The 17779-nt window shown below is 61.5% G+C and carries 15 protein-coding genes; 12 read left to right on the top strand and 3 right to left on the bottom strand.

Annotated features, from left to right (window positions below; all coding sequences use genetic code 11):
* Positions 1-24: 24 nt before the first annotated feature.
* The 4 genes from ACTJK7_RS22630 (at position 25) to ACTJK7_RS22615 (ending at position 5724) form a co-directional block, all read left to right on the top strand.
* Positions 25-2727, top strand: coding sequence for a [protein-PII] uridylyltransferase (locus ACTJK7_RS22630; protein WP_064379009.1), 2703 nt, complete (start codon positions 25-27; stop codon positions 2725-2727).
* 43 nt (positions 2728-2770) lie between these two features.
* A complete protein-coding gene (gene dapC / locus ACTJK7_RS22625) occupies positions 2771-3970 on the top strand; it encodes a succinyldiaminopimelate transaminase (RefSeq protein WP_108559814.1) in 1200 nt (399 codons plus the stop codon).
* A gap of 165 nt (positions 3971-4135) precedes the next feature.
* Complete coding sequence (locus ACTJK7_RS22620) at positions 4136-4870, top strand: M12 family metallopeptidase (protein WP_108559812.1); 735 nt, start codon at positions 4136-4138, stop codon at positions 4868-4870.
* A gap of 182 nt (positions 4871-5052) precedes the next feature.
* Entirely contained in the window at positions 5053-5724 is a 672-nt protein-coding gene (locus ACTJK7_RS22615; protein ID WP_108559810.1) for a hypothetical protein, read from the top strand.
* Between the two features lie 24 nt (positions 5725-5748).
* Here ACTJK7_RS22615 and ACTJK7_RS22610 read toward each other — a convergent pair whose 3' ends face one another.
* Positions 5749-7380 (bottom strand): Na+/H+ antiporter, encoded by a 1632-nt coding sequence (locus tag ACTJK7_RS22610; RefSeq protein WP_011332677.1) that lies wholly within the window; start codon positions 7378-7380, stop codon positions 5749-5751.
* Between the two features lie 181 nt (positions 7381-7561).
* On the opposite strand from ACTJK7_RS22610, the gene ACTJK7_RS22605 reads away from it, so the two are divergent.
* From ACTJK7_RS22605 to ACTJK7_RS22590, 4 genes are all read left to right on the top strand, one after another.
* Positions 7562-7924: an ArsC family reductase gene (locus tag ACTJK7_RS22605; protein WP_003222107.1), complete on the top strand. Its 363-nt coding sequence runs from the start codon at positions 7562-7564 to the stop codon at positions 7922-7924.
* A gap of 31 nt (positions 7925-7955) precedes the next feature.
* Positions 7956-8990 carry a 2,3,4,5-tetrahydropyridine-2,6-dicarboxylate N-succinyltransferase gene (gene dapD, locus ACTJK7_RS22600; protein ID WP_011332675.1) on the top strand — a complete coding sequence of 345 codons (1035 nt, stop codon included), beginning with the start codon at positions 7956-7958 and terminating at the stop codon, positions 8988-8990.
* Between the two features lie 125 nt (positions 8991-9115).
* Complete coding sequence (locus tag ACTJK7_RS22595; RefSeq protein ID WP_108559808.1) at positions 9116-10321, top strand: aminotransferase class V-fold PLP-dependent enzyme; 1206 nt, start codon at positions 9116-9118, stop codon at positions 10319-10321.
* Complete coding sequence (locus ACTJK7_RS22590) at positions 10318-10725, top strand: SufE family protein (protein ID WP_108559806.1); 408 nt, start codon at positions 10318-10320, stop codon at positions 10723-10725. Before ACTJK7_RS22595 ends, ACTJK7_RS22590 begins: the two co-directional genes overlap by 4 nt.
* Positions 10726-10864: 139 nt before the next feature.
* On the opposite strand, the gene tcdA is transcribed toward ACTJK7_RS22590, so the two are convergent.
* The gene (gene tcdA, locus ACTJK7_RS22585) at positions 10865-11683 is read right to left on the bottom strand and encodes a tRNA cyclic N6-threonylcarbamoyladenosine(37) synthase TcdA (RefSeq protein WP_039762445.1); all 819 of its coding nucleotides are present in this window, start codon (positions 11681-11683) and stop codon (positions 10865-10867) included.
* 274 nt (positions 11684-11957) lie between these two features.
* Here tcdA and ACTJK7_RS22580 point away from each other — a divergent pair, with 274 nt between their 5' ends.
* The 4 genes from ACTJK7_RS22580 to ACTJK7_RS22565 all read left to right on the top strand — a co-directional run bounded on the left by ACTJK7_RS22580 (position 11958) and on the right by ACTJK7_RS22565 (position 17175).
* Positions 11958-14549 carry a glycosyltransferase gene (locus ACTJK7_RS22580; protein ID WP_440780701.1) on the top strand — a complete coding sequence of 864 codons (2592 nt, stop codon included), beginning with the start codon at positions 11958-11960 and terminating at the stop codon, positions 14547-14549.
* Positions 14550-14761: 212 nt separating this feature from the next.
* Positions 14762-15913, top strand: coding sequence for a succinyl-diaminopimelate desuccinylase (dapE, locus tag ACTJK7_RS22575; protein WP_064378978.1), 1152 nt, complete (start codon positions 14762-14764; stop codon positions 15911-15913).
* Complete coding sequence (locus tag ACTJK7_RS22570; protein WP_064378977.1) at positions 15913-16722, top strand: putative RNA methyltransferase; 810 nt, start codon at positions 15913-15915, stop codon at positions 16720-16722. The genes dapE and ACTJK7_RS22570 overlap by 1 nt, the downstream gene beginning before the upstream one ends.
* A 75-nt stretch (positions 16723-16797) precedes the next feature.
* A complete protein-coding gene (locus ACTJK7_RS22565) occupies positions 16798-17175 on the top strand; it encodes a hypothetical protein (protein ID WP_236196198.1) in 378 nt (125 codons plus the stop codon).
* Between the two features lie 123 nt (positions 17176-17298).
* Here ACTJK7_RS22565 and ACTJK7_RS22560 read toward each other — a convergent pair whose 3' ends face one another.
* The gene (locus ACTJK7_RS22560; protein ID WP_007954750.1) at positions 17299-17508 is read right to left on the bottom strand and encodes a cold shock domain-containing protein; all 210 of its coding nucleotides are present in this window, start codon (positions 17506-17508) and stop codon (positions 17299-17301) included.
* Positions 17509-17779: the final 271 nt, after the last annotated feature.

Raw genomic sequence — 17779 nt, 5'->3', positions numbered from 1 at the left:
AGCCTATAGAAGGAAAGCCAATCGATGCCGCAGGTGGATCCCGAACTTTTCGACCGCGGCCAGTTCCAGGCTGAACTGGCCCTGAAAGCGAGTCCCATCGCGGCATTCAAGAAGGCGATCCGCCAGGCCCGCGAAGTGCTCGATGCACGCTTTCGCGCCGGGCGCGACATTCGGCGGCTGATCGAGGACCGGGCATGGTTCGTCGACAACATCCTGCAAAAGGCCTGGGATCAGTTCGACTGGAGCGAAGACGCCGACATCGCGCTGGTCGCGGTCGGCGGCTACGGTCGCGGTGAGCTGCACCCCTACTCCGACATCGACCTGCTGATCCTGCTGGACAGCGCCGACCACGAAATCTTCCGCGATTCCATCGAGCGCTTTCTGACGCTGCTGTGGGACATCGGCCTGGAAGTCGGTCAGAGCGTTCGTTCGGTCGACGAATGCGCCGAAGAGGCCCGCGCCGACCTGACGGTGGTCACCAACCTGATGGAAAGCCGCACCATCTGCGGCCCCGAGCGCCTGCGCCAGCGTATGCTCGACGTCACCAGCACCGCGCACATGTGGCCGAGCAAGGATTTCTTCCTGGCCAAGCGCGCCGAGCAGAAGGCTCGCCACCACAAGTACAACGATACCGAATACAACCTGGAACCCAACGTCAAAGGCTCGCCCGGCGGACTACGGGATATTCAGACGATTCTGTGGGTAGCCCGTCGTCAGTACGGCACCCTGAACCTGCGCGCCCTGGCCGGTGAAGGGTTCCTGGTCGAGAGCGAAAACGCCCTGCTGGCCTCCTCCCAGGAATTCCTCTGGAAGGTGCGTTACGCCCTGCACATGCTGGCCGGTCGCTCCGAGGACCGCCTGCTGTTCGATCACCAGCGCACCATTGCCGGTCTGCTGGGTTTTGAAGGCGACGACGCCAAACAGGCCGTCGAAAACTTCATGCAGCAGTATTTCCGCGTGGTGATGAGCATCGCCCAGCTCAGCGACCTGATCATTCAGCACTTCGAGGAAGTCATCCTCGCCCCGGAAGACGAAGCGCCGCCGCAGCCGATCAACTCGCGCTTCCAGCTGCACGACGGTTACATCGAGGCACGCAACGACAACGTGTTCCGCCGCACGCCGTTCGCCATGCTCGAGATCTTCGTGCTGATGGCCCAGCAGCCGGAAATCAAAGGAGTACGCGCCGACACCATTCGTCTGCTGCGGGAAAACCGTCACCTGATCGACGACAACTTCCGCAACGACATCCGCAACACCAGCCTGTTCATCGAGCTGTTCAAGTGCAAGATCGGCATCCACCGCAACCTGCGGCGGATGAACCGCTACGGCATTCTCGGGCGCTACCTGCCGGAATTCGGCTTCATCGTCGGGCAGATGCAGCACGACCTGTTCCACATCTATACGGTCGATGCGCACACGCTGAACCTGATCAAACACCTGCGCAAGTTGCAGTACACCCAGGTGTCGGAGAAATTCCCGCTGGCCGCCAAGCTCATGGCCAAACTGCCGAAGCCTGAACTCATTTATATGGCTGGCCTGTATCACGACATCGGCAAGGGCCGGCATGGCGATCACTCGGAAATTGGCGCAGTGGATGCCGAGGCGTTCTGCCAGCGCCACCAACTGCCGGTCTGGGACAGCCGCCTGATCGTCTGGCTGGTGCAGAACCACCTGGTGATGTCGACCACCGCCCAGCGCAAGGATTTGTCCGACCCGCAGGTGATCCATGACTTCGCCCTGGCGGTCGGTGACGAAACCCGTCTCGACTACCTGTACGTCCTGACCGTAGCCGACATCAACGCGACCAACCCGACCCTCTGGAACTCGTGGCGTGCCAGCCTGTTGCGCCAGCTCTACACCGAAACCAAGCGCGCCCTGCGCCGTGGCCTGGAGAACCCGGTGGATCGCGAAGAGCAGATCCGCCAGACCCAGAGCGCAGCGCTGGACATACTGGTACGCGGCGGCACCGATCCGGATGACGTCGAGCAATTGTGGGCGCAACTGGGTGATGACTACTTCCTGCGTCACACCGCCGGCGATGTGGCCTGGCACACCGACGCCATCCTCCAGCAACCGGCTGACGGCGGTCCGCTGGTGCTGATCAAGGAAACCACCCAGCGCGAATTCGAGGGTGGCACGCAGATCTTCATCTATGCGCCGGACCAACACGACTTCTTCGCCGTGACCGTGGCCGCGATGGACCAGCTCAACCTGAACATTCACGACGCCCGGGTCATCACGTCCAGCAGCCAGTTCACCCTCGACACCTACATCGTGCTCGACACCGATGGCGATTCGATCGGCGACAATCCGGTCCGGGTCAAGCAGATTCGCGACGGCCTGACCGAAGCCCTGCGCAACCCGGCCGACTACCCGACGATCATCCAGCGTCGGGTGCCGCGCCAGCTCAAGCATTTCGCGTTCGCCCCGCAGGTGACGATCCACAACGATGCCCAGCGCCCGGTGACGGTGCTGGAACTCACGGCACCCGATCGCCCGGGCCTGCTGGCACGGGTCGGCGGGATTTTCCTCGAGTTCGACCTGTCGCTGCAGAACGCCAAGATCGCCACCCTGGGCGAGCGGGTGGAGGACGTGTTCTTCATCACCGACGCCCACAATCAACCGCTGTCCGACCCGCTGCTGTGCAGCCGTTTGCAGGATGCCATCGTCGAACAGTTGAGCGTCAATCAGGACCCCGATATCAAACTGTCGCGCATCAGCATTTGATTGCGCGCCCGGATTCAACCGCTTTGCACGAGATCCCGCACCGATGAACAACGCTCTGTCCCAGCTCCAGCCCTACCCGTTCGAAAAGCTCCGCGCCCTGCTCGGCAGCGTCACGCCAAACCCCGACAAGCGCCCGATCGCGCTGTCCATTGGCGAACCGAAGCATCGCTCGCCAAGCTTTGTCGCCGAGGCGCTGGCGAACAATCTGGAGCAGATGGCGGTGTACCCGACCACCCTCGGCATTCCGGCCCTGCGCGAAGCCATCGCGGCTTGGTGCGAACGTCGTTTCAACGTGCCGAGCGGCTGGATCGACCCGGCGCGCAACGTGCTGCCGGTCAATGGCACCCGTGAAGCGCTGTTCGCCTTCACCCAGACCGTGGTCAATCGTGGCGACGACGCGCTGGTGGTCAGCCCGAATCCGTTCTATCAGATCTACGAAGGCGCGGCGTTCCTCGCCGGCGCCAAGCCGCACTACCTGCCATGCCTGGACGAGAACGGCTTCAACCCCGACTTCGACGCGGTATCGCCTGACATCTGGAAGCGCTGCCAGATCCTGTTCCTGTGCTCGCCGGGCAACCCGACCGGCGCGCTGATTCCGGTCGACGTGCTGAAAAAGCTCATTGCCCTGGCCGACGAATACGACTTCGTGATCGCCGCTGACGAGTGCTACAGCGAGCTGTACTTCGACGAACAGACCCCGCCGCCGGGCCTGCTCAGCGCCTGCGCCGATCTGGGTCGCAAGGACTTCAAGCGTTGCGTGGTGTTCCACAGCCTGTCCAAGCGCTCGAACCTGCCGGGCCTGCGCTCCGGTTTTGTCGCCGGCGATGCCGACATCCTCAAGGGCTTCCTGCTGTACCGCACCTACCACGGCTGTGCGATGCCGGTTCAGACCCAACTGGCCAGCGTCGCTGCGTGGAATGACGAAGTGCATGTACGCGCCAACCGTGCGCTGTATCGCGAGAAATTCGATGCCGTGCTGGCGATCCTCAGCCCGGTGATGGATGTGCAGCGCCCCGATGGCAGCTTCTACCTATGGCCGAATGTACAAGGTGACGACGCTGCGTTCTGTCGGGATCTGTTTGCCGAAGAGCACGTGACCGTAGTGCCGGGCTCCTATCTGTCGCGGGACGTCGATGGCGTCAATCCGGGCGCCGGACGCGTGCGCATGGCGCTGGTAGCCCCCTTGGCGGAGTGCGTGGAAGCGGCCGAGCGCATTCGCGATTTCGTCTTGCGCCATAAGTAATCGCTCACGCCCGTGCCGGGCAATCCGGCACGGGCGATCAAACATGACGTAACACTTCCCCCGCTTTTTCTACCCCACCTTTACGCTGGCCAGACGTTAGTCTTGAGTCGCGTCATTGTGCGCAACACCCAAAATCAACCTGCAACTTCATGGACGAAGTCAATAATGAAAGAACTTCTGGATTGCCAACTGATTCAATGGCCGGACGACCAGGCCGCTTACATCGCCGCCATCAACGAGAACCCGGCGAATGCCGGCACCCAAAGCACAGCAGGCTCTCGCCGCAAACGCTCCGTGGTCAATTATTCGAAACTCTGGGCAAATGGCCGAACATTGAAAATTGCTTTTATGGACGCACCCGACGCCGATCATAAGACAGGGATTATCAACGCGGCTCGTAAATGGCTGGCCTATATCAACCTGACCTTCGAATTCGTCGACGATCTGAAAGGCGATATCCGCATCGCAACCCGAAACAATGACAACAGTTCAATGCTGGGTACCGATGCCCTGTTGATACATCCCGACCATCCAACGATGAATCTGGGCGTCAAACCAGAGCATCCCGATTTCGAGACCATCGTGATCCACGAGTTCGGCCATGCACTGGGCGCCCTGCATGAACATCAGCATCCTCAAGCCAATATTCCGTGGGACAAACCCAAGGTTTACGAGTTTTACCGGAATCGGGAAATGAATCCGCTGACTCGCGAACAGGTCGACCGCAACCTGTTCGCGACTTTCGATACGCTGGATGCGATTTATACGAACTACGACAGGCGATCGATCATGCATCATCCTGTATCGAACGATTTGACCATCGGCAACTGGGAAGTACCGATAAACCGCAAGATCAGTAAAAAAGACAAACAATTGATGAAGCTGCTTTATCCAAAATAATTCGGACATTTCAAACTAGAAAGTTTGCCAGGTGCAACGCCTGGCAAACTTGAATTGAAAACACACAACCTTACATCAAACAACTTTCACAAACTAACATCTACCACTAACTTCAACACCACCCGAACCCATCGAGTCCCGGGAAATTCAACTATCAATCCTACAAGCAAGGACACTTGAACATGATTCCGACTATCACCGCCCCCGGTCGTAAAAAACGTGCGATTGGCAAACCGTCTCACTTCTGGACTCCAGGTCAAACATTGCGCATTGCCTTCTTAAACGGCGACCAGCCGTTCAAGGATGCGGTCAAGGCTGCTGCCAGCGAATGGCTGCCGTACATCAATTTGAACTTTGATTTCGTCGAGGGTGAATCGGGAGATATCCGAATCAGCAGCGAGCCCGGGATTTACTGGTCGATGATTGGCACCCACGCACTGCTGATCGAGGACGGCCCGACCATGAGGCTGTCGCCGGATCTGCAGGCACCGGCGTTTTTCGCCGCCAACGTCATGCACGAGTTCGGGCATGCGCTGGGGGCCGAGCATGAGCACCTGCATCCGGAATCGAACATCCCCTGGAACAAGGCAGCGGTCTATGCCGCGCACTGGGTCAAAGAAAACGCCGACGAAGACGATTACGCCCGCCGGTCTGTCGATGAACGCTACTTCAACCTGCTCGACGCCAGCGATTTCGACCATTTGCCCTACGATCCGAAATCGATCATGCACTACGCCGTGCGTCAGGACTGGACCCACGGCGACTTCAAGATTGATCTGAATCTGGCGCTCAGTGAAAAGGACAAGACGTTCATGTCGAAGGCCTACCCCTACCCTGCCGAACAAGCGCAATAACCCATTCGAACCAAAGTGACGCCATTATTTGACCGAGCCCAGATTCGCCTCACTCAAGTCCAGTTCGCCCAACACTTCACGCAGAACGTCATCGCCAATCTGGTGCTGACGACTGAGGCTGTATAACTCAAGGCGTTGCGCGCGCAGTGCCTTGAGGCGCAAGCGGCGTTCGAGCAGATCCATCTGGAACGCCAGCGCCTGGGCTTCGGCCGAATCGTTGAAGACCTCCAGTTGATGGCGATACTCGGACATGATCCGCGCCTTGAGCTCCGCTGCCAGGGCGGCTTGCGCGGCGTCCTGCGGGTTGACCTCCTCGGTCTCCAGCGCATGGATCGCTGCTTCCGCCGTCTTGCGCCAAGCGTCGCGCACTTCCTGACGACGCTTGTCGTCCGGACTTTTTTCGATGCCGCGCAACAGCAACGGCAGCGCAATACAGGCCGCCACCAGCGATAACAGAATCACCCCGGCGGCGATGAAGATCAGCAGATCGCGCTCGGGGAACGCCTCGCTCCCCATCAGCATCGGCACCGACATCACGCCCGCCAGGGTCACCGCACCGCGCACGCCGCCGACGGTCAGCAGCCAGCAGGAACGGGCGGTCGGCACCTGCGTCAGATCACCCTTGCCGCGCAAGCGACGCAGCAGCACCGACAGCCGCCAGATGCTCTGCACCCAGATGAAGCGCAACAACACCAGCGCCAGGAAAATCGCCACCACATCGAGACAGCGATAGAACAGGGTCGGCCATAACGATGTCTCGTGGCTGACCACCGCTTTAACGATGTCCGGAAGTTGCAGGCCGAGCAGCAGGAAGATCAAACCGTTGAAGGCAAACTCCAGCAACGACCAGACGCTGCGGTTGAGCAACCGGGTGCTGGTCTGGCGCGGCAGCAGATCGAGCCAGCTCTGCATCATCCCCGCCGCCACTGCCGAAAGAATGCCCGACGCGCCAAGCCGCTCGGCCAGCACGTAAGCGGCGAATGGCAGCAGCAACATGAACACCACGTGGGTCGCCGGATCGTCCCAGCCCCGGGCAATCATCCAGGCGCGCAACCTTCCGACCAGCCAGCTCAGCGCCACGCCGACCGCCAGCCCGCCGACGGCCACCAGCACGAAGGTCAGGCTGGCATTGGCCAGGGAGAATGCACCGGTCACCGCCGCGACCAGCGCGAACTTGAACGTCACCAGGCCTGAGGCATCGTTCATCAACGCCTCGCCTTGCAGCATGTGCATCAGCGGCGTGGGCAAGCGGTTCTGTGAGATGGCCGAGACTGCAACAGCATCCGTCGGCGACAGCACCGCCGCCAGCGCAAAGGCCACCGGTAACGGAATCGTCGGCAGCAGCCAGTGAATGAAGTAGCCGGCACCGACCACGGTAAACAGCACCAGCCCGACCGCGAGCGTCAGCACCGGCCCGCGAAGGCGCCACAATTCACGCTTGGGCATGCGCCAGCCATCGGAAAACAGCAGCGGCGGCAGGAACAGAAACAGGAACAGTTCAGGATCAAGAGCCACGTGCAGGCCGAGGGTCGGCCAGGCCAGCAAGGCGCCGGCGGCGATCTGTACCAGTGGCAGCGGCAGCGGAATCACCCGTCCCACCAGGCGCGAGACACTGACCAGCATCAGCAGGATCAGGACGGTATAAGCAGTTTGCATAAAGCGGAAATCCCGGACAATCGACAGCGTTGAACCGCCATATTAGCCGCTTAGGCTGTGCGTGACCGTTGCACCTATGTCGCAGCCCGCTCAGCAAAAGCAACCTCGGCGCCGCGAAACCGTCTGGTCATGGCATAATCCGACACCATTTTTTTCCAGCACCTGTAAAGGGGGCAATTCCTTGACCGTTTCAAGCAAAACGTTGCACCTTTTCGGCATCAAAGCCTGCGACACCATGAAAAAGGCGCGCACCTGGCTCGATGAACACGCTGTCAGTTACGACTTCCACGATTACAAGACCGCCGGCATTGACCGCGAGCATCTGACCCAATGGTGCGACGAACATGGCTGGCAAACGGTGTTGAACCGCGCAGGCACGACCTTTCGCAAACTCGACGACGAACGCAAAGCCGATCTCGACCAGTCGAAAGCCATCGAACTGATGCTCGCTCAACCCTCGATGATCAAGCGCCCGGTGCTCGATCTCGGTGACCGAACCCTGATTGGCTTCAAGCCAGATATCTACGCGGCCGCCCTCAAGTAAGCAGCCCGTCACATTTTGTAGAGGTATTCACATGTCCAACTCCCTGTTCAGTATCGCCTTCGGCGTCGGCACCCAGAACCGTCAAGGCGCGTGGCTGGAAGTGTTCTACGCTCAGCCGCTGCTCAATCCATCGGCCGAACTGGTCGCTGCTGTTGCACCGATCCTCGGCTACACCGAAGGCAACCAGGCCATCACCTTCACCACCGCACAGGCTGCGCAGCTGGCTGAAGCCGTGAAAGGCATCGACGCCGTACAAGGCAAGCTGCTGACCCGTCTGGCTGAAAGCCACAAGCCACTGGTCGCCACCCTGCTGGCCGAAGACGCTCAGCTGACTTCCACCCCTGAGGCCTACCTCAAGCTGCACCTGCTGTCCCATCGTCTGGTCAAGCCGCACGGCGTGAGCCTGGCCGGGATCTTCCCGCTGCTGCCCAACGTGGCCTGGACCAGCCAGGGCGCGATCGACCTGAGCGAACTGGCCGAGCTGCAACTCGAAGCCCGTCTGCGTGGCGAACTGCTGGAAGTGTTCTCGGTGGACAAATTCCCGAAAATGACCGACTACGTGGTACCGGCCGGCGTGCGTATCGCTGACGCCGCGCGTCTGCGTCTGGGCGCCTACGTGGGCGAAGGCACCACCGTGATGCACGAAGGTTTCATCAACTTCAACGCCGGCACCGAAGGCCCGGGCATGATCGAAGGCCGCGTTTCCGCTGGCGTGTTCGTCGGCAAGGGTTCGGACCTGGGTGGCGGCTGCTCGACCATGGGCACCCTGTCGGGCGGCGGCAACATCGTGATCAAGGTCGGCGAAGGCTGCCTGATCGGCGCCAACGCCGGTATCGGTATCCCGTTGGGCGACCGCAACACCGTCGAGTCGGGCCTGTACGTGACCGCCGGCACCAAAGTCGCACTGCTAGACGAGAACAACAATCTGGTCAAAGTGGTCAAGGCCCGTGAACTGGCCGGTCAGACCGACCTGCTGTTCCGTCGCAATTCGGAAACCGGTGCTGTGGAATGCAAAACCCACAAATCGGCGATCGAACTGAACGAAGCACTGCACGCTCACAACTAAGCGCCAGAAGCTCACCTGAGGGAGCCAGCCTGTTTGCGATGGTGTTCGACCGATCGTCATCGCGGGCAAGCCCGCTCCCACAGGGTTCGGCGTTAACCCGCCCATCTTCACCAGGGCTTGAAACCGTGATGATTCCCTCCCCCTGGCGCGCCGATTTCCCGGCCATCGCCGCCCTGCAACGGCAAGACCAGACTTACCTGGACAACGCCGCCACCACGCAAAAACCCCAGGCCCTGCTCGACGCGCTGACGCATTACTACGCCAATGGCGCGGCCAACGTGCATCGTGCCCAGCATCTGCCCGGCGCCCATGCCACGCAGGCGTTCGAGGACAGCCGCCTGAAGGTTGCCCAGTGGCTGAATGCCGGTGACAGCGGGCAGATCATCTTCACCCACGGCGCCACCAGTGCGCTGAATCTCCTGGCTTATGGCCTGGAACATCTTTTCCATCCGGGCGATGAGATCGTCATCAGCGCCCTGGAGCATCACGCCAACCTGCTGCCGTGGCAGCAACTGGCACAACGTCGCGACCTGAAACTGGTGATCCTGCCGCTGGACGATGACGGCGTGATCGACCTCGCCGCCGCCGTTCACCTGATAGGCCCGCGCACTCGCTTGCTGGCGGTCAGTCAGTTATCCAACGTGCTCGGTGCCTGGCAACCGTTGCCGGCGCTGCTGGCGATGGCCAAGGCGCACAACGCACTGACGGTGGTCGATGGCGCTCAAGGCGTGGTTCACGGCCGACATGACGTGCAGGCGCTCGGTTGCGACTTTTACGTGTTTTCCAGCCACAAGTTGTACGGTCCCGATGGCCTTGGCGTGCTGTTCGGGCGCAACGCCGCGCTCGAACAACTGCGCCCGTGGCAATTCGGTGGCGAAATGGTGCTGGAAGCCAATTATCACGACGCCCGTTTCCGCCCGGCGCCACTGGGCTTCGAAGCGGGAACGCCGCCGATTGCCAGCGTGATCGGCCTCGGTGCGACCCTCGACTATCTGGCCGGTCTGGATCAGGACGCCGTGTCCGCTCACGAAGCGGCGCTGCACGATTATCTGCTGCGCGGCCTCGCCGCCCGCAACGGCATTCGTCTGCTGGGCAAGCCGCAACTGGCGCTGGCCAGTTTTGTCGTTGAAGGCGTACACAACGCCGATCTGGCGCATTTGCTGACCGAACAGGGCATCGCCGTGCGCGCCGGGCACCACTGCGCCATGCCGCTGCTCAAGCGCTTCGAACTGGCCGGGGCGATTCGCGTGTCGCTGGCGTTGTACAACGATTCAGAGGATCTGGAGCGGTTCTTTGAAGCGCTGGATCAAGCGCTGGAGTTGTTGCGATGAGTCTGCCGGTCGAGGCTGCCGAAGCGCTGCAAACGTTTCAGAACGCCGCCGGCTGGGAACAGCGGGCGCGGCTATTGATGCAGTTTGGTGATCGCCTGCCGCCTTTGAGCGATGCAGACAAGTGCGAGGCCAATCGGGTACACGGCTGTGAAAGTCAGGTGTGGCTGGTTGGCGAATTGCGCGATGGCCACTGGCAGTTCGCAGCCAGCAGCGATGCGCGGATGATTCGCGGGTTGGTGGCGTTGCTGCTGTTGCGGGTCAACGGTTTGACCGCCGGCGAGCTGCAACAGTTGGACCTGCCGGACTGGTTCAATCAGTTGGGGCTGTCGCGGCAGTTGTCGCCGTCGCGCAGCAATGGCCTGAATGCCGTGTTGCAGCGGATGCGTGAACTCGCCCCGGACTGATCGTACTGATCGTTCCCACGCTCCGCGTGGGAATGCAGCCCGGGACGCTCTGCGTCCCAAATCAAGAGCCGAACGCGGAGCGTCCGTTGAGGCATTCCCACGCAGAGCGTGGGAACGATCGGTCACGCAGCCCTGGGCTTCAGGCCTGAGGCTTGACCCGATCCGCCGGGCGCCGCACGCCCGCCACAATCTTGTCCACCGCCTTGGTCGCCGCGACCATGCCGAACGTCGCCGTGACCATCATCACCGCGCCAAACCCGCCGGCGCAGTCCAGCTTCACACCGTCGCCGACAAAACTCTTCTGCAGGCAAATGCTGCCGTCCGGTTTCGGATAGCGCAGTTGTTCGGTGGAGAACACGCACGGCACGCTGTAATGGCGGGTCACGGTGCGCGAGAAACCATAATCGCGGCGCAACGTAGAACGCACTTTCGAAGCCAGCGGATCGTTGAACGTACGGTTGAGGTCGCAGACCTGAATCAACGTCGGATCGATCTGCCCGCCGGCCCCGCCGGTGGTGATGATCTGGATCTTGCGCCGTTTGCACCAGGCGATCAGCGCAGCTTTTGCGTTGACCGCGTCGATGCAGTCGATCACGCAGTCGATGTTCGGCGTGATGTATTCGGCCATGGTGTCGCGGGTGACGAAGTCCGCCACGGCGTGCACCGTGCAGTCCGGGTTGATCCCGCGCAGACGCTCGGCCATCACCTCGACCTTGGGCTTGCCGACCGTGCTGTCGAGCGCGTGCAGCTGGCGGTTGGCGTTGCTGACGCAGACGTCGTCGAGGTCGAACAGCGAAATCTCGCCCACCCCGCAACGGGCCATGGCTTCCGCCGCCCAGGAACCGACGCCGCCAACGCCGACAATCGCCACATGGGCTGCACGCAGGCGCTCGAGGCCTTCGATGCCATACAAACGGGCGATGCCTGCAAACCGCGGATCTTCTGTACTCATGACCATTACCCTGAAAACCGGCGCGCATTATAGGGCCGTCGGCGGCCAAGAGCATCTTTGCGCTATGAACGGCGAACGCGCCTGCTTTAATTAAAGCTGCACGTAACAAAGATTTGTCTTACACGCTGAAACGAAAGAACTTAAGTCAGGTTGGATTGCCCAACGTCCGGCATTTCCCTGTCTCTTGTAGGACTCAGCGAACTGCCGGTGTAGGATGCGCGCCCTCTTGGCGTCAACCAGCCGACCCTTCGTTCCACAGCCTTTGGAACCCGACACAGCTATGTCATCGCGTAAATTTGGACTCAACCTGGTGGTGGTTCTGGCAATCGCCGCCCTGTTCACCGGTTTCTGGGCGCTGATCAACCGCCCCGTCTCCGCGCCGAACTGGCCGGAGCAGATCTCCGGTTTCTCCTATTCACCGTTCCAGCAGGGACAGTTCCCACAGAAGGATCAGTATCCGTCCGACGATGAAATGCGCCGCGACCTGGAGATCATGAGCAAGCTGACGGACAACATCCGCATCTACTCGGTCGACGGCTCTCTGCAGGACATCCCGAAACTGGCGGAAGAATTCGGCCTTCGCGTGACCCTCGGGATCTGGATCAGCCCCGACCAGGAACGCAACGAGCGGGAAATCACCCGCGCCATCGAACTGGCCAACACTTCGCGCAGCGTGGTTCGCGTAGTCGTCGGTAACGAAGCGATCTTCCGCAAGGAAATCACCGCCCAGGAACTCAGCGTGCTGCTCGACCGTGTGCGCGCGGCCGTGAAAGTGCCGGTGACCACCTCCGAACAGTGGCACGTCTGGGAAGAGCACCCGGAACTGGCCAAGCACGTCGACCTGATCGCCGCCCACGTTCTGCCGTACTGGGAATTCATTCCGGTGGACAAGGCCGGGCAGTTCGTTTTCGACCGCGCCCGCGACCTGAAAAAGATGTTCCCGAAAAAACCGCTGCTGCTGTCCGAAGTGGGCTGGCCGAGCAACGGCCGCATGCGCGGTGGCGCCGATGCGTCGCCGGCAGATCAGGCGATCTACCTGCGCACACTGGTCAACAAGCTCAACCGCCAGGGCTTCAACTACTTCGTGATCGAAGCGTTTGACCAGCCGTGGAAGGCCAGCGACGAAGGTTCGGTCGGCGCCTACTGGGGCGTGTTCAACGCCGCGCGCCAGCAGAAATTCAACTTCGAAGGCCCGGTGGTGGCGATCCCGCAATGGCGCGTGCTGGCCATCGGTTCGGTGGTGCTGGCGCTGTTGTCGCTGACCCTGCTGATGATCGACGGCTCGGCCCTGCGTCAGCGCGGCCGTACCTTCCTGACCTTTATCGCGTTCCTCTGCGGTTCGGTGCTGGTGTGGATCGGCTACGACTACAGCCAGCAATACAGCACGTGGTTCAGCCTGACGGTGGGTTTCCTGCTGGCGCTCGGTGCGCTCGGGGTGTTCATCGTGTTGCTGACCGAGGCCCACGAACTGGCCGAAGCGGTGTGGATTCACAAACGCCGGCGTGAATTCCTGCCGGTGGTCGGCGATTCCGACTACCGCCCGAAAGTCTCGATCCACGTGCCCTGCTACAACGAGCCGCCGGAGATGGTCAAACAGACCCTCAACGCCCTGGCCAACCTCGACTATCCGGACTTCGAAGTCCTGATCATCGACAACAACACCAAGGACCCGGCGGTGTGGGAACCGGTGCGCGACTACTGCGAAACGCTCGGCCCGCGCTTCAAGTTCTTCCACGTCTCGCCTCTGGCCGGTTTCAAGGGCGGCGCGCTGAACTACCTGATCCCGCACACCGCCAAGGACGCCGAAGTGATCGCGGTGATCGACTCCGACTACTGCGTGCATCCGAACTGGCTCAAGCACATGGTGCCGCACTTCGCCGACCCGAAAATCGCCGTGGTGCAGTCGCCGCAGGACTATCGCGACCAGAACGAAAGCACCTTCAAGAAGCTCTGCTACGCCGAATACAAAGGCTTCTTCCACATCGGCATGGTCACCCGCAACGACCGCGACGCGATCATCCAGCACGGCACCATGACCATGACCCGACGCTCGGTTCTGGAAGAACTGGGCTGGGCCGACTGGTGCATCTGTGAAGACGCCGAGCTTGGTCTGCGGGTATTCGAGAAAGGACTGTCGGCGGCGTATTACCACGACAGTTATGGCAAGGGTCTGATGCCGGACACCTTCATCGACTTCAAGAAGCAGCGGTTCCGCTGGGCCTACGGTGCGATCCAGATCATCAAGCGTCACACCCGCAGTCTGCTGCGCGGCAAGGACACCGAGCTGACGCGCGGCCAGCGTTACCACTTCCTCGCGGGCTGGCTGCCGTGGGTCGCGGACGGCATGAACATCTTCTTCACCATCGGCGCGCTGCTGTGGTCGGCGGCGATGATCATCGTGCCGCAACGGGTCGATCCGCCGCTGCTGATTTTCGCGATCCCGCCGTTGGCGCTGTTCGTGTTCAAGGTCGGCAAGATCATCTTCCTCTACCGTCGCGCCGTGGGCGTGAACCTCAAGGATGCGTTCTGCGCGGCCCTGGCCGGACTGGCGTTGTCGCACACCATCGCCAAAGCGGTGCTGTACGGCTTCTTCACCAGCAGCATTCCGTTCTTCCGCACCCCGAAAAACGCCGACAACCATGGTTTCTGGGTGGCGATTTCCGAGGCCCGGGAAGAGCTGTTCATCATGCTGCTGTTGTGGGGCGCGGCGCTGGGGATCTTCCTGGTGCAGGGCATTCCGAGCAACGACATGCGCTTCTGGGTGGCCATGCTGCTGGTTCAGTCGCTGCCGTACGTGGCGGCGCTGATCATGGCGTTCCTGTCGTCGCTGCCGAAACCTTCGGCGGCGCCTGAACCGGCACCGGTGGTCTAAATCCTCACCGATGCACTAAACGGCGGCCAATGGTCGCCGTTTTGCTTTAAGATAACCGCCATTTTGCAGGGCCAAGGCCCCGATGGCCTGCCCCTAGACCTGTGGGAGCGAGCTTGCTCGCGATGAGTCCGTCACATTCAACACTTATTTTGAACAGGACATCGTCATCGCGAGCAGGCTCGCTCCCACATTTACAGCTTTCGGAGTTTTCCATGACGGCCCACGCCGACCTTTCGCCGACCCTCCAACTCGCCATCGACCTGATCCGCCGTCCGTCCGTGACGCCGGTCGACGCCGATTGCCAGAAGCAGATGATGCAGCGCCTGGGCGATGCCGGTTTCCAGCTGGAACCGATGCGCATCGAAGATGTGGATAACTTCTGGGCGACTCACGGCAAAGGCGACGGCCCGGTGCTGTGCTTCGCCGGCCACACCGATGTGGTGCCGACCGGCCCGGTGACTGCCTGGCAGATCGACCCGTTCAACGCAGTGATCGACGAGCACGGCATGCTCTGCGGCCGTGGCGCGGCGGACATGAAAGGCAGCCTGGCCTCGATGACCGTAGCGGCCGAGCGTTTCGTCACCGACTACCCGGATCACAAGGGCAAGGTTGCGTTCCTGATCACCAGCGACGAGGAAGGCCCGGCGCATCACGGTACCAAGGCCGTGGTCGAGCGTCTGGCCGCCCGTAACGAACGTCTGGACTGGTGCATCGTCGGCGAACCGTCGAGCACCACGCTGGTGGGCGACGTGGTGAAGAACGGTCGTCGCGGCTCCCTCGGCGCCAAACTGACCGTGCGCGGCGTGCAGGGCCACGTGGCCTATCCGCACCTGGCGAAGAACCCGATCCACCTCGCTGCCCCGGCCCTGGCCGAGCTGGCTGCCGAGCACTGGGATCACGGCAACGATTTCTTCCCGCCGACCAGTTTCCAGATTTCCAACGTCAACTCCGGCACCGGCGCGACCAACGTGATTCCGGGCGACCTGGTGGCGGTGTTCAACTTCCGCTTCTCCACCGAATCGACCGTCGAAGGCCTGCAGAAACGCGTCGCCGACATCCTCGACAAGCATGGCCTGGACTGGCACATCGACTGGGCGCTGTCCGGTCTGCCGTTCCTCACCGAACCGGGCGCACTGCTCGACGCGGTGTCTTCGAGCATCAAGGACATCACCGGCCGCGAGACCAAGGCATCCACCAGCGGCGGCACCTCCGACGGTCGTTTCATCGCGACCATGGGTACGCAGGTTGTTGAGCTGGGCCCGGTCAACGCGACCATCCACCAGGTCAACGAGCGCGTACTGGCGGCCGATCTCGACGTGCTGACCGAAATCTACTACCAGACCCTGATCAAGTTGCTCGCCTGATGCTCGCGTGCCCGATCTGCAGTGAACCGCTGAACGCGGTGGATAACGGCGTGGTCTGCCCTGCCGGCCACCGCTTTGACCGCGCGCGCCAGGGTTACCTGAACCTGCTGCCGGTGCAGCACAAGAACAGCCGCGATCCCGGCGACAATCAGGCGATGGTCGAGGCCCGCCGCGACTTTCTGAACGCCGGACATTACGCGCCGGTAGCCAAGCGTCTGGCGGAGCTGGCAGCCGGTTACGCGCCGGCGCGCTGGGTCGATATCGGTTGTGGCGAGGGTTACTACACCGCGCAGATCGCCGAGGCTTTGCCCGACGCCGACGGTTACGCGCTGGACATCTCGAAGGAAGCGGTCAAACGCGCCTGCAAACGCAATCCGGCGCTGACCTGGTTGATCGCCAGCATGGCCCGGGTGCCACTGGCCTCCGGCAGCTGCCAGTTTCTGGCCAGCGTTTTCAGTCCGCTGGATTGGGAAGAAGCCAAGCGCCTGCTCAGTGTTGGCGGCGGCCTGATGAAAGTCGGCCCGACCAGCGGCCACCTGATGGAACTGCGCGAACGCCTGTACGACGAAGTACGCGAGTACACCGACGACAAGCATCTGGCCCTGGTGCCGGAAGGCATGGCACTGGCGCACAGTGAAACCCTGGAATTCAAGCTGACGCTGGACAAGCCCGAGGATCGCGCCAACCTGCTGGCGATGACACCCCACGGCTGGCGCGCCAGTGCCGAGCGCCGCGCGGCGGTCATCGAACAGGCCGAGCCGTTCGTGACCACTGTCTCGATGCGCTACGATTATTTCGTTCTTCAATAACCTTTGGTCTCGGGCAACGACCCGGGGCCGGCTAAATCCGCGAATGGATTTTTCAGACCCGCAGTGAGGACATCCATGCGCCAACCGGACATCGAGATTTACCTGAAAGACGCCGACGTCGACCACAAGGCCATTTCCGCCTGGCTGGGTGCCGCCCTCGGCCCTTGCAGCGAATGGGTGCAGAAAGGCCAGACCTGGAAGTGCAAGGCCGGCAACATCCCGGTGACCTGGCTGCCGAAAGCCGTGGGCAAGTGGAACAGCCTGTACCTGGAAAGCGACGCGACCCCATGGGACGACGATATCGCCTGCGCCCGGGCAGCCTTTGCCGCGCTGAAAGTTGAAGTGCGCTGCGCACCGGGGACGTGGGTCGAGGAAGAAGGTGAGGAGACGGCGGATCGCTGGATCCGGATCAGCGCCGACGGTGAAGAAGAAATCACCTGGAAAACTGCGTAAAAGAAGCTTCGAGCTTGATCGTTCCCACGCTCTGCGGGGGAATGCAGCCCGGGACGCTCCGCGTCCCAAAGCGGACGCAGAGCGTCCATTGAGGCATTCCCACGCAGAGCGTGGGAACGATCATTACAGGCCTACAACGTCTTCAGCCTGCAACCCCTTCTGCCCTTCCACCACCGCGTATTCAACCTGCTGACCCTCGGTCAGCGAACGGTGGCCTTCGCCGCGGATCGCGCGGTAGTGCACGAACACGTCCACCCCGTCTTCGCGCTGAATGAAGCCGTAGCCCTTGGCGTCGTTGAACCACTTCACGTTGCCGGTTTCACGTGTTGCCATCTGTTCATACTCCTTTTTTATTATTGAACAGGCTTTTCGCAGGAAAGCCTTTGAGGAACGTCAACCTGCGTCCGACGTCCATAAAAGGGCCCCGGCGACAGATCGCCGAGTATATGACAGGCGGCAAAACTCTCAACAGGAGATTACTTCGCCGCTTTTTTGCCGATTTTCGCCCAATACGGCAAACTAAGGGGGCGTTCTTCATGAGTTTTCGCGCCGCGTTGTCGCCTTAAAGCGGACCAGGCAAGGCGCAGGCCGCTGGAAATGGTTG

Source organism: Pseudomonas sp. 22085, assembly GCF_052045815.1.
GTDB classification, from domain to species: domain Bacteria; phylum Pseudomonadota; class Gammaproteobacteria; order Pseudomonadales; family Pseudomonadaceae; genus Aquipseudomonas; species Aquipseudomonas glycinae.
The sequence above is the reverse complement of the archived record's forward strand: the minus strand, read 5'-3'. Positions and strand labels throughout refer to the sequence as shown.

Coding starts and splice junctions, on each gene's coding strand:
- ACTJK7_RS22580 (WP_440780701.1), top strand. CDS start 11,958: ATGTCATCGCGTAAATTTGGACTCAACCTGGTGGTGGTTCTGGCAATC.
- ACTJK7_RS22610 (WP_011332677.1), bottom strand. CDS start 7,380: ATGCAAACTGCTTATACCGTCCTGATCCTGCTGATGCTGGTCAGTGTC.
- ACTJK7_RS22615 (WP_108559810.1), top strand. CDS start 5,053: ATGATTCCGACTATCACCGCCCCCGGTCGTAAAAAACGTGCGATTGGC.
- dapE (WP_064378978.1), top strand. CDS start 14,762: ATGACGGCCCACGCCGACCTTTCGCCGACCCTCCAACTCGCCATCGAC.
- ACTJK7_RS22560 (WP_007954750.1), bottom strand. CDS start 17,508: ATGGCAACACGTGAAACCGGCAACGTGAAGTGGTTCAACGACGCCAAG.
- dapD (WP_011332675.1), top strand. CDS start 7,956: ATGTCCAACTCCCTGTTCAGTATCGCCTTCGGCGTCGGCACCCAGAAC.
- ACTJK7_RS22590 (WP_108559806.1), top strand. CDS start 10,318: ATGAGTCTGCCGGTCGAGGCTGCCGAAGCGCTGCAAACGTTTCAGAAC.
- ACTJK7_RS22630 (WP_064379009.1), top strand. CDS start 25: ATGCCGCAGGTGGATCCCGAACTTTTCGACCGCGGCCAGTTCCAGGCT.
- dapC (WP_108559814.1), top strand. CDS start 2,771: ATGAACAACGCTCTGTCCCAGCTCCAGCCCTACCCGTTCGAAAAGCTC.
- ACTJK7_RS22620 (WP_108559812.1), top strand. CDS start 4,136: ATGAAAGAACTTCTGGATTGCCAACTGATTCAATGGCCGGACGACCAG.
- ACTJK7_RS22570 (WP_064378977.1), top strand. CDS start 15,913: ATGCTCGCGTGCCCGATCTGCAGTGAACCGCTGAACGCGGTGGATAAC.
- tcdA (WP_039762445.1), bottom strand. CDS start 11,683: ATGGTCATGAGTACAGAAGATCCGCGGTTTGCAGGCATCGCCCGTTTG.
- ACTJK7_RS22565 (WP_236196198.1), top strand. CDS start 16,798: ATGCGCCAACCGGACATCGAGATTTACCTGAAAGACGCCGACGTCGAC.